Origin of the sequence: Streptomyces sp. NBC_00258 (assembly GCF_036182465.1) — a bacterium.
Lineage (GTDB): Bacteria > Actinomycetota > Actinomycetes > Streptomycetales > Streptomycetaceae > Streptomyces.
On the sequence record NZ_CP108081.1, the window covers coordinates 1652048 to 1663760 of the forward strand.

Below are 11713 nucleotides of genomic sequence, written 5' to 3' on the forward strand. Positions count from 1 at the left end.
GGCGGCCTGCCCCGGACCTTCGGTTCAGCTCCCGGTCCGCCCGGTCGAGCGGGCGTACTCGGTGGGCGTCTGGCCGTGGCGCTTCTTGAAGGCCCGGATGAAGTGGCTGCTGTCGGCGAACTGCCAGTGGGCGGCGAGTTCCGAGACGCTCGGTCGGCCGGGCCCGGCGGTGAGAGCGAGGCGGGCTTCCTCCAGGCGCCGGTCGCGGATGTAGGTGGTCACCGACTCCCCCGCCGCGGCGAAAGCCCGCTGCAGAGTGCGTACGGAGACACGCAGTTCACGCGCCAGCATCGTCGGAGACAGCTCGGGATCGGCGAGATGACTGTCCGCGAGGTCTTTGGCGGCCTTCGCGAGCGAAGGAGCCAGCAAGGGTTCCGTGTCGTCGAACCGGCTCTGCGCCACGGCCTTGGCCAGCTCGATCAGGGTGCTGTGGGCGGCGTGCACACCGGCCGGACTCAGCTCGGCGATGGTCTCGTGGACCATGTTCGCGTGCGCCACCAACAGCCGCACCTCGGCCGAGTCGACCGGTCCGGTGATGGTCCGGTTGCCGAGCAGTGGTCCGAGCATCGCGGTGGGCAGGAAGAGGATCTTCGCCGCGGTGTGCGGCGCTGTCCCGAAGGCCGATGGATGTCCGAAGTGCCGCAGAAGGAACTGCCCGGCCGACACGGTGTGCTCGTCACGGTCGCGCGGGCCGTCCAACGCCCATGTGCCCTGCCGCACCACGTACATCCGCACCAGATCCTCATCGCCACGCGGGGTGCCCACGGTCCGGGTGGCCGACGCGCCGTGGAGATCGGCGATCGTCACGTCGCTCAGCCTGGCGGCGCGGCCCTTGACCCGGAAGTCACCGATCGTGGCCGGGCTGAAGACCGGCAACCTGAAACCGCCACCGAGCTGTGTCTCCCACCCGCGCCGGAAGGCGTCGAGTCCTCGCGATGCGGCGCCCGGGACCGTGGAGTCCAGGTGGAACGTCCCGTGCGACACGTCGGCCCTGGATCCAGTGCTCATCGCCCTCCGATCCCCCTCGCACGAGTTGCTCCAACGCCCGCTTGTGGCACGGATGTTCCGTCCGGATGCCGCTGTGGTTCGAGTGCATGACGTGTCGACCTTCCTGGACTTCGGCGCGAGGGGCAAAACCCCGGCGGTTCCGGGCGTGGCGCATACGAGGGACGAGAACCTCCGCCTGACGCCGCACGTCGCCCCAAGAAGTCGTGCTCCTGCGGGCGGCGTCCACAGCCGCAGTCCCACTGGCCCCGCGCTTTCTACCCTTTGCGGCGAGTCGCGACCAGCGGCAGGTGCTTGATCCCCGCGATGAAGTTCGAGTGCAGGTGTTCTGGTTCACCCGCCGGCCCGAAGTGCTCGAACTGGGCGAAGAGCTCCTGGAAGAACTCCTCCAACGTGATCCTCACCAGGGCGTGGCCGAGACAGAAGTGCGGGCCGACGCCGAAGGCCAGGTGACGTCGAGCGTTGCGGCGTACGTCGAAGGTGTACGGATCCGGGAACACGCTCGCGTCCCGGTTCGCCGAGCCGATCCACGCGGCCACGGCCTCACCCGCACGGACCGTGACCTTGCCGAGTTGGACGTCGTGCCTGGCGTAGCGGATGAAGTGGCTGGTCGGCGAGGACCAGCGCAGCGCCTCCTCGATCCCGCCGTCCAGCAATTCCGGATGTTCGGCCCAGTCCGCGTACGTGCCGGTGGCGCTCAACTCGGCCAGGGCCGCGTTCGGTACGTGGGGTGTCGTGACGTTCGCGCCGAGGAGCAGGCTGTAGCAGTTCGAGACGATCTCGCCCGCGGTAAGCGGTCCTCCGCCGTCTTCGAACTCCATCGTCGACAGTACGTCGATCAGGTCGCCGGTGCCGCCGCCCCAGCGCTTCGCGAGGGCGTCCTGCAGGCATGCGAACAGTTCCCGGTGTGCCCGGTGCAGCGTGGCCTGCGCGCCCTCCGGTCGTACGAACTCGGGGTCGTCGGGTGCGACAGCCTGGGTGGTGAGGAGCGTCAGGTGGGACCAGTCGCCGCGATCGAGGCCCATGAGTGTCCCGATCACCGCCATCGGCAACTGGTCGGTCAGCTCGGCGAAGTCGAACGGCTCACCGTCGACGATCCCGGCGAAGAGGCGGCGCACCTCGTCGCGGATCACGCCTCGATGCCCCTCCACCGCACGGCCGTTGAGCGCACGCTGGACCGGCGAGCGCATGCGTGTGTGCCGCGGCGGATCGGTCGCTGGAAGTTGCTTCCCGCCGGCGGCATCCTTCCTCCCCAACAGGTTCAGCAGCGTGCCGTGTTCGGAGGTGAACGCGGTGTGGTCCCGCAACACCTTCGCCACGTCGTCGTAGACCGTGGCCGACCAGAACCCCAGGTCCGGACGTAACTGCTGCCAGTGCACGGGGTCGTGGGTGCGCATGGCGAGCCAGATCGCATGCGGGTCGCCCTCCGCGTGCACGACGGGGTCGAACAGGTCGGCCTTGTCCAGGTCGATCGCTTCGTCTTCGGTGGGGTGTGTCAGTCGCATGCCCTGTCTCCCTCGTGGTCTTCGCCGGATGCCTCGGTGGACGATGCGGTGTGCGCGGCGACCGTTTCGGCCAGCCCGGCCACCGTGGGGTTCTCGAAGAACAAGCGGGCCGCCGGTACGTCGACCGCCAGTTCACCCCGGAGTCGGGCGAGGACGTCCGCGGCGATGAGTGAGTTGCCGCCGATGGCGAAGAAGTCGTCGTGGATGCCGACCTGTTCGACCGCAAGGGCATCGGCGAAGACATCGGCCAGCTTCGTCTCGACCGGCGTCCTCGGGGATTCGTACGCGGTGCCAATGGCGCGCGGCATGAGCTTCGGCACCGGTAGCGCCGAACGGTCGATCTTGCCGGCCCGGGTCAGCGGGAACTCGGGGAGCATCGTGAACGCGGCGGGGACCATGTGCCGCGGCAACCGGTGTCGGAGCGCTCGGCGCAGTTCGGTGGCCAGGTCGGCGGGGTTCTCGGCCGGGAGTTCCGCGACGACATAGGCGACCAGTACCTTCTCGCCCGGCGTGACGTCCTCCCGGGCGATCACGACGGCCTCCGACACACCGGGCTGGTCGGTCAGCGCGGCCACGACCTCGCCCGGCTCGATCCGGTGACCGGCGATCTTCACCTGGTCGTCGGCGCGGCCGCGGAACTCCATCACGCCGCTCCAGTCTCGGCGGACCACATCCCCGACCCGGTACATCCGTTCGCCCGGCAGGAACGGATCGGGCAGGAATCGCCGCTGTGTCAGCTCCGGACGGTGCAGGTAGCCGCGTGCGAGCCCGGCGCCGCCGGTGTACAGCTCGCCCCACTCCCCCTCGGGGACCGGCCGCAGGCCCTCGTCCAGGATGTACACGCGTGTGCCGGAGATCGGCGTCCCGATCGGAACCGTCCCCCTGATCTGGCGGGTGACCGTGTGGGATGTCGTGAAGCAGGTGTTCTCCGTCGGCCCGTAGCCGTTGACCATCCTGACCTTCGGGTGGGCACGCCGTACGCGGTTGACATGGGCCGGTGAGAGTACGTCCCCGCCGGCGACGAGTTGGCGAAGCCCGCCGAGGCTGTCCACGTGCCGGTCCACCATGCGGTGGAACAGTCCGGCGGTCAGCCAGAGCGTCGTGATCTTCTCCCGCCGGAGGCACTCCGCCAGCTCCGGCAGCGACAACGGGCCGGGCGGGTGGATGACCAGGCAGCCACCGTTCAGCAGGGCTCCCCAGATCTCGAACTCGGACGGGTCGAAGGTCAGCGCACACAGCTGGAGAAAGGTCTCGCCAGGGCCGAACTCGATCCAGCCGGTGTCGTGCACCAGCCGGACCACGCCCCGGTGCGGCACGGCCACGGCCTTCGGATGACCGGTCGAGCCCGAGGTGTAGCGCACGTAGGCCAGCCCGTCGGCCGACCCGCGGTACGGAAGTGGCGTGGCATCAGGGGCCTCGGGGCCGTCCACATCAAGCACGGTCACGTCGAGATCGGGCAGTTGCCCGAGGACGGGCCGGTGAGTGAGCAGGACACGGGCGTCCGCGTGGTCGAGCATGAACCGCAGCCGCGGGGCGGGCTCGTCCGGGTGCAACGGCAGATACGCCGCTCCCGCCTTCAGCACACCGAGGAGAGCGACGATCATCTCGAAGGAGCGCTCGACGCATACACCGACGATGTCCTCCGGCCCGACGCCGAGGTCTCGCAGCCGGTGTGCCAGGTGTTCGGCGCGCAGATCCAACTGCCGATAGGTCATCTCCTCACCGCGGAAGCGCAACGCCGTCGCGTCGGGTGCGCACCGCACGCGATCGGCGAACAGCCCGGTGATCGTGACGTCCTTCATCGGCATCCCCGCTTCATCTGTGCCCCACCCTCACGGACGAAGTCGGCGCGGCCGGTCGGATGAGGTTGTCGCACAGCCGACACAACCAGCGGCCGGCCGAGGGGCACATACTCCGGTGGCGCGGATCCATACGCGTGCGTACGCACACCGCGGGCCACAAGGACCGAGCCTCGCGGCAACCATCGCAAGCAGCGGAACCGCACAGCCGCCAACTCATGCCGACCAGCGCGTACTTGGCAGCCCTAAAGTGCGCCCATGCAACTGGACCTGAATCTCTTGGCGGTGCTGGATGCCCTCCTGGAGGAGGGCAGCGTGACAGGGGCCGCAGAACGGCTGCGCCTGTCCGCCCCGGCCACGAGCCGCAGCCTCGGCCGGATCCGCCGGCTCACCGGGGACCAGATCCTGGTCCGCACAGGCCGGACAATGACACCGACGCCCTATGCCCTGGAAATTCGTGACGACGTGCACTACCTCGTCGAACAGTCGCGCGCGATCCTCGAACCGAAGCGCACGCTGGATCTCGGCACCCTGCGGAGAGCTTTCATCATCCGCGGAAACGACGCCCTCACAACGGCGATCGCTCCCCATCTCCTCGCCGCGATCCGGCAGGCCGGCCCCGGCCTGTCCGTGCGGCTGCTGGCGGAGGCCGACATCGACACCAACGATTTGCGGCACGGCAGGGTCGACCTGCAGATCAGCTCGACCCTGCCGGTCCTGCCTGAGATCAGCCATGAAACGCTCGGTGACGACCGGCTCGTGGTCGCGTTCCGGCCCGACCACCCCTGCGCGGGCGCCCCGTTGACCGCTGAACGCTTCGCAGCCGCCGACCACGTCATCGTGTCCCGTCGCGGCCGGACCGAGGACCCGATCGACGTTGCCCTCAAAGACCTCGGCTTGCGGCGCAGAGTTGTTGCGTCTGCCCCCACCAGCACGGCAGCACTGCACATCGTCAGCCGGAGCGAACTGCTCGTAGTGGTGTCCGAGCAGATCTGCCGGCCGACGCTCGACGCTTGCGGACTCCATACCGGCACGCCGCCGTTTGACCTCGCGCCCGTACCGGTGACCGTCGCCTGGCACCAGCGTTACGACAACGACAAGGCCCACGCGTGGCTCCGCACCCAGGTACGCGACGCTTTCGCCACCTTTCTCGGCCGGGTCGGCGCCTGCCGTGGACCTGCCGCGTAGTGGTGAGCGTCGCGAGTTAAGTGCACGCGGGTAAATCCCTCATTGATGACATTGCATTTGAAGCAAGCGGCGGCCGCTCGTAGTGTCGAGGCGTGCCCATCGGCATCTGAACTCCCGCTAAGAGCCTTCATGCGCGCTGCCGGTTTCGGCGGCGCGCCCGGCACGCCCTTGTCCGTCAACCGAAGGAGTAGAGACGTTGTCCACGAAATCCACGGTGATCGTCGGCGGCGGCCTGGTAGGGCTCACAGCCGCGGCCTCCCTCAAACTCATCGGCCACGAGGTCATCGTGCTGGAACAGGCACCACAGATCCGAGCCGTCGGCGCCGGTATCGGCCTGTGGGCCAACGCGTTGCGAGAATTCGACCACCTCGGCATCGGCCCGGCCATCCGCGACATGGGCATCGAACAGAACACGTGGTTCTTCAACCCTGCCGGCGATCCGGTCCGCGCTCCCGGGTACACCGACAGCGATCACCAGTTCCTCCTCGTGCCGCGCCCCGAGTTGAACAACCTCCTGGCCGACACCATCGGCCGCGACCGAATCCGCGCCGACGCCCACGCGACCGGATATACCGAGACCGGATCCAACGTCGCCGTACATCTCGCCAACGGCGAGACACTGCACACGGATCTGCTGATCGGCGCGGACGGCGTCCACTCACACGTGCGCAGGCAACTGGTGCCGGGAAGCGACGCCGTCACACACTCCGGCCACTACGCCTGGCGCGCGATCGTGCCGACCGGCAGCCAAAAAGCAGAGGCCACCGTGCTCACCGTCGGCCACCGCAGAACCCGCGGCGGATACGCCAGGATCGCTCGCGACCGGACCATGTGGATGGTCAACCAGTTCGACGCCGGACCGCTCACCGGCAGCAAGCGCGAACGGGCACTGCAACGCGCACGGAATCTGGCCGAGGCGGGCTGGAACGACGAACTCCTGTCCCTGATCGCCGAAACACCGGAGGAATCCATCCTGGAGAACCAGGTCACCCTGGTCCCCGAACTGCCCCACTGGACCAGCACGCGGGTCGCTCTGATCGGCGACGCCGCACACGGACTGTCCCCCCACATCGCTTCCGGCGGCACTCTCGGCATCGAAGACGTCAGCGTCCTGCGCAACACCCTGAGCACCGAGACCGACCAGGAAAAGGCCCTCACCACCTACGAGCACGACCGCCGCGCCCGCTTCGATACGGTCCGCGAACACTCCGCCGCCGTCGAACACGCCAGTGACGCAGCCGAGTTCGCACGACGCTACGCCGCGTTCAGCCACTGGATGCTCACCACGGCACCCGCCACCTGACACCCGCCGCTGTACCAAGGCATCCCAAGAATTTTGGAATCGCCCATGAAGTTCCGTATCCATACGACAGGAGCAGGTAGTAAATGCCGGACTGGATAGACCTCGCGGAGTCTTTAGTAGCGTCTCCTACGCTCTACGCCGTGCTCATCGCGGTGTCCCTACTCGACTCGTTCCTCCCGTTGATCCCGAGCGAACCCGTCGTGATCCTCGCAGGAATCGCCGGCGCGACCGGGCAGACGAACATCATGCTTGTCATCGCCGCTACGACGGTCGGCGCCTTTCTCGGCGACCTCGTTCCCTATTCCATCGGCCGGTTGATGGGGAAGCGCGTACTCAAACGCCTGCCAGTCGGTACCAAGCGCCGGAAAGCGTATGACTGGTTCGAGCGTGAACTTGAAACACGCGGCGGTTTCGTACTCGTCTCCACGCGATTCATTCCGGTCGGACGCTATCTCGCCACAGGCACGGCGGGGGTGGTGGGTTACCCGCTGCGCAGCTTCATGCTGTACGTCGCGATTTCCACCTCCACGTGGAGCGCCTACACCGCACTGTCGGGATACCTCGGCGGCGTCTTCTTCCAGGAGAACACGCTCCTTGCCATCGCCGTCGGCGTCGGGCTCGCGTTCGCGGTAACCGGCGCGGTGGAGTTCTCACGACATCTTCGGCGCCGCAGGAGTCCTGTCAAGACAGATGATCTCAGCGCCGGACATCGTTGAGGCGCGGCTTCCACAGCCTCCCAGCAGAGGTCCTTCGGCGCCCGGTCCGGTTCAGGAGCCGGCCGTCCGAGGATCCACATCGTCGAACCGGCTCCGCGCGCGACAACACCGGCTTGTGGCGCGGATGTTCTGTTCGGATGCCGCTGTGGTTCAAGTGTCTGCCGTGCCGATCAACCTAGGCTCCGGCAGTAGGGCAAACCCAGGCAGCTCTGGGCCCTGTTGCATACGAAAGACGAGAAACGCGTGAACCCAAAGAGTTCCACCGGCACGGCTGCCACCACCCGCGCCCGTACCGACTCGGGCATGGACGTACTGAGCGAGGCGATCGGCAGCGTGCGGATCGGACGGGCCAAGGCCTGCCGGGCCAGGGAATCGGGCTCTTGGGGCATGCGATTCCCCGCCTTCGCGGGCAGCGGGTTCCACATCCTCCTCCGGGGCACTGCCTGGCTGATCCCGGCAACCGGCCGGCCACGTGCACTCAAGGCGGGCGATGTCGTCCTCACCCCCTTCGGTGCCGAGCTCGGACTCAGCCACGCACCGAGCCTGCTCAAGGACCTGCCCCCGGTGGCAGCGGCATTGAACGAGGACGCGCACAGTCCCGACCCGGCCGACGTCGAGCTCCTCTGCGGCGCGTACTGGCTCGACCACGGACAAGTACACCCGTACTTAAGAGCGTTACCCGAGGTCCTCGTTGTTTCGCCGGGCCATGACCGCGACCTGCAACTCCGGTTGCTGACCGATCTGTTGGCTGTGGACGTGTCCGACACACAACCGGGCAGTGGGGCGACCCGTCCCGCGCTCCTGGACCTCCTGCTGACCCACGCTCTGCGCCAGTGGATGGAGCAGAATCGGGACGCGGACCGGCCGGAGATCAATGATCCCGCCATCGCCGCCGCATTGCGCGAGATCCATACGAGCCTGCACAAGCCGTGGACGGTACAGCAGCTCAGCAAGAGTGTGGGACTGTCGCGGACGGCCTTCACCAAGCGATTCACCGCGATGGTGGGCCAGCCGCCCATGACGTATCTGACCGGCCGACGCCTGAGCCACGGGGCCCGGCTGCTCCGGGAATCCAGGGCACCGCTGGCGACGATCGCCCGTCAGGTCGGCTACTCGACGGAATTCGCGTTCGGCGCCGCTTTCCGCCGCGAGTACGGCATTTCACCAGGCCGTTTCCGTGACGTCGAGTCCCGCCAGGCTTGTGGGACATAGGGCTGCGCCACCAACTCCCGGAGCCGCTTCGACCAGCGGCCTCGGCTCGCTCGGCCGGTCAGGCGAAGAGCGTTCCGCGGGCGGTGATGACCGCTGATCCTTCGACCTCGACCGTGTCCAGTCGACGACTGTTGCCCTCGGCCCTGGCGAACATGTGTGACGGGCGGCCCAGCTCCACTCCTTGGACGATCTCGATCTGCTTGCCGAACGGGAGGAGTCCGTACCGCGCGAGGTGCACCGCGAGCGGGCCGGCGGCCGATCCCGTCCCCGCGTCCTCGCTCACGCCGTAGGCCGGGGAGAACATCCGCATACGCCAGCGATCTCCGCAGTCAGCAGGGCCCCCGGATCCGCCCGGGCGCGAGAAACAGATGGCGGCCATGTCAGGGTGTCGTGCCAGCGCGCCCAGATCGGGTTGGACCCGGGCGAGGGCCGCCTCGCTCTCGACTCCGACGTAGACGTGCCGGGGCCCGTTCCGGTAGGCGTCCACCGGGAGGGTCGAGGATTCGAGGCCGAGTGCGTCGAGGAGTTCGTCCCGCCGTCCGTACGGCTCCCAGACCGGGATCGGCTGGCGCATGGCGGCCGTGACGGTCCGGTCGCTTCGGTGGTGGAAGTCGACCGGGATGGTGCCGCCCGCGGTTTCGAGCCGTAGCCGGTCCACCGCCGTGGACACGCCGAGCACCGCCGCCGTGCCCAGTACCGGGTGCCCGGCGAACGGCAGTTCGCCGACCGGGGTGAAGATGCGGACCCGCCGGTCCCCGTCGGCCCGGGCGGGGAGGACGAACGTCGTCTCCGAGAGGTTCATTTCGCGCGCGATCAGTTGCATCCTCTCGGCGGGGATGCCGACCGCGTCCGGGAAGACGGCCAGGGGGTTGCCCTGCAGGGCAATCGTGGTGAACACGTCGACGATCACGTACTGGTGCATGGTGGGTTCAGTCTCCTGCCGCTGCTCTGCCGGCCTGGGCGCCGAACACGAGAGCCTGGCCGATCGTCGCGCCGGTGCCCGGGTAGGCCGACCCGAACGGGCCGGCGGCGACGTTGCCCGCGGCGTACAGACCTGACACGGCCGTCCCGTCGTCGGACAGCACGCGCCCGTCGGGATCGGTGCGCGGGCCGCCGCCGGTCCCGCCGAGTCCTGGCCGTACCGGCACGGCGTAGAAGGGTGGTGCGTAAAGGGGCCCCAACGTCGGGTGGACGGCGCCGGGATCGCCCATAACGCCGTCGTAGGGGTTCACTCCCCGGTCGAAGTCCGGATCCTCGCCGGCGGCCGCCGCCCAGTTGAACCGGCTGATCGTCTTGGCGAGCGCGTCGCCCGGGACATCGATGAGCCGCGCCAACTCCAGCAGTGTGCACGCGCGTTGCAGCCAGTCCGGGTCGGGGTCGTCGGGCCGGACCGGGCCGATCGGATGGCGCCGGCGGTAAGCGGCGTCGACGATCAGCCATGACGGTTCGGTCGGGTGCAGCGATCGGCCGACCTCGTGGTAGCTCTGTGCCTCGTTGGTGAACCGGTGGCCGTCGCGGTTGACCAACACGCTGCCGGGGCGCGCACGCTCGGCAAGGAGGATCCGGTGCACGGGTTCGTCGTCGATCGCGTCGCCGGGTATCCGGATCGTCGGGCACCACCAGGCCTGCGCCGTGTTGTGCAGCGCTGCCCCGGCGTCGATGGCCATGCGCAGCCCGTCTCCGCGTGCGCCCGGTGCTCCCGCGAGACCGGCAACAGGGCCGCCGAGGAATCGCCGGACGAGCGCCTCGTCGCGTTCGAAGCCACCCGTCGCGAGTACGACCCGTCCGTCGAGCGACATGCCGTCGACCACCACGCCGACGCCGAGGAACCGAGTCGCCCTGGCGTGCGTACGGATGGTGATGCCCGCGTCGATGGCAGCCGTGAGCAGGGCGGCCACCAGTGCCTGCCCCGCGGTGTGCACTCCGGCCTGTCTGCGCTGCTCGATGAGTTCGGGTGCGGCTTTTCCTGTGAGGAGTTCGGTGAGTGTCGCCGGCGGCCGCCAGGGCAGAGCGGCACGCACCAGGTCGGCTACCTGCGGTGCGGTGCGGAACGGCCGTGGTTCGAGCGACCGGCCGACCTCGTACCCACCTGGCAGTGTGCCGTGGCAGTCCGGTATCGGAAGCGTGGCCCAGCGCAGCGGTGTCTTCGTTTCGAGCCACTCGGCCACGCGCGGCGCCTCGTCGACAAAGCGGTCGGACATGGCGGTGTCCGCGGACTCGTACCCGTACTCGTCGGATCGGCCGAGGGCACGCAGATACGTACGGGCGCGCTGCGGGGTGTCCTCGGCGGCGAGCGGCAGGTGGTTGTCGGGCAGCCAGGCCGCCCCGCTGGACAGGGCGGTGGTGCCGCCGATCGTCGATGTCGCCTCCAAAACGGTGACCTCGGCGCCCGACTCGCGAGCCGACAGGGCCGCGGCCAGCCCCGCCGCGCCCGAACCGACGACGATCACCGAGGTCATGCCACCTCCCCGTCGGTGGGGATCCCGCCTCTCTTGACGACCGGTACCACGATGCCCAGGGCCCGCATCTGCTCGCAGGGATTCATGAACTCCCTTATCTCCGCGATCATTCCGTTGTCGAGGCGGAACGAGTGGATGAAGTGGTTGCGGTAGTGGCCCGGCTGATAGTGGGGGAAGATGATCTGTCCCTCTCCGTCGCACTCGACCCACATCCGGTTGGGATCCTGGGTCTCGTAGATCTCGACATTGGTCCAGCGCCAGTCGGGGAAACACTCGAGCGACCACGCGGCCATCAGGTACAGGTTCTCCCGTCCGGTGACCGCGGCCGGTTGCCCGGTGTCGGTGGTCCACAGACCGCCTCGCGCGTCCTCGGTGAAGAGGTGGTGGCGTTGGAGCCTCGCCGGTCCTTCCGTCATGTCCAGGTATCGCTCCACCGTGGCCCGGTTGGTACGGCGGAGTTCGGAGTCGCTGTCGACCCACTCCTGGGGCCTCGTGTGTTGGGTCATGGTCGATCTCCTCTGTCGCG

10 protein-coding genes are annotated in these 11713 nt (G+C 68.4%); 4 read left to right on the plus strand and 6 right to left on the minus strand.

Annotation, left to right across the window (positions count from 1 at the left end):
- Nucleotides 1–24 precede the first annotated feature (24 nt).
- The 3 genes from OG718_RS07740 to OG718_RS07750 all read right to left on the minus strand — a co-directional run bounded on the left by OG718_RS07740 (nucleotide 25) and on the right by OG718_RS07750 (nucleotide 4312).
- A complete protein-coding gene (locus OG718_RS07740) occupies nucleotides 25–1008 on the minus strand; it encodes a helix-turn-helix domain-containing protein (protein ID WP_328843710.1) in 984 nt (327 codons plus the stop codon).
- A 254-nt stretch (nucleotides 1009–1262) separates the two neighbouring features.
- Complete coding sequence (locus OG718_RS07745) at nucleotides 1263–2510, minus strand: cytochrome P450 (protein ID WP_328843711.1); 1248 nt, start codon at nucleotides 2508–2510, stop codon at nucleotides 1263–1265.
- Nucleotides 2501–4312, minus strand: coding sequence for a non-ribosomal peptide synthetase (locus tag OG718_RS07750; RefSeq protein WP_328843712.1), 1812 nt, complete (start codon nucleotides 4310–4312; stop codon nucleotides 2501–2503). Before OG718_RS07750 ends, OG718_RS07745 begins: the two co-directional genes overlap by 10 nt.
- Nucleotides 4313–4567: 255 nt before the next feature.
- Here OG718_RS07750 and OG718_RS07755 point away from each other — a divergent pair, with 255 nt between their 5' ends.
- From OG718_RS07755 to OG718_RS07770, 4 genes are all read left to right on the plus strand, one after another.
- The gene (locus OG718_RS07755; protein WP_328843713.1) at nucleotides 4568–5497 is read left to right on the plus strand and encodes a LysR family transcriptional regulator; all 930 of its coding nucleotides are present in this window, start codon (nucleotides 4568–4570) and stop codon (nucleotides 5495–5497) included.
- Nucleotides 5498–5633: 136 nt separating this feature from the next.
- Nucleotides 5634–6800, plus strand: coding sequence for an FAD-dependent oxidoreductase (locus OG718_RS07760; protein WP_328847707.1), 1167 nt, complete (start codon nucleotides 5634–5636; stop codon nucleotides 6798–6800).
- A gap of 140 nt (nucleotides 6801–6940) precedes the next feature.
- Nucleotides 6941–7516 (plus strand): DedA family protein, encoded by a 576-nt coding sequence (locus OG718_RS07765; RefSeq protein WP_328843714.1) that lies wholly within the window; start codon nucleotides 6941–6943, stop codon nucleotides 7514–7516.
- Between the two features lie 243 nt (nucleotides 7517–7759).
- The gene (locus tag OG718_RS07770) at nucleotides 7760–8728 is read left to right on the plus strand and encodes an AraC family transcriptional regulator (protein ID WP_328843715.1); all 969 of its coding nucleotides are present in this window, start codon (nucleotides 7760–7762) and stop codon (nucleotides 8726–8728) included.
- A 58-nt stretch (nucleotides 8729–8786) separates the two neighbouring features.
- On the opposite strand, the gene OG718_RS07775 is transcribed toward OG718_RS07770, so the two are convergent.
- From OG718_RS07775 to OG718_RS07785, 3 genes are read right to left on the minus strand one after another with little or no spacing between them, the layout of a single operon-like run.
- On the minus strand, nucleotides 8787–9650 hold the full coding sequence (locus OG718_RS07775) for a PhzF family phenazine biosynthesis protein (RefSeq protein ID WP_328843716.1): 864 nt from the start codon (nucleotides 9648–9650) through the stop codon (nucleotides 8787–8789).
- A 7-nt stretch (nucleotides 9651–9657) separates the two neighbouring features.
- Nucleotides 9658–11187 (minus strand): FAD-dependent oxidoreductase, encoded by a 1530-nt coding sequence (locus OG718_RS07780; protein WP_328843718.1) that lies wholly within the window; start codon nucleotides 11185–11187, stop codon nucleotides 9658–9660.
- Nucleotides 11184–11693: a PhzA/PhzB family protein gene (locus tag OG718_RS07785; RefSeq protein WP_143641757.1), complete on the minus strand. Its 510-nt coding sequence runs from the start codon at nucleotides 11691–11693 to the stop codon at nucleotides 11184–11186. The genes OG718_RS07780 and OG718_RS07785 overlap by 4 nt, the downstream gene beginning before the upstream one ends.
- Nucleotides 11694–11713: the final 20 nt, after the last annotated feature.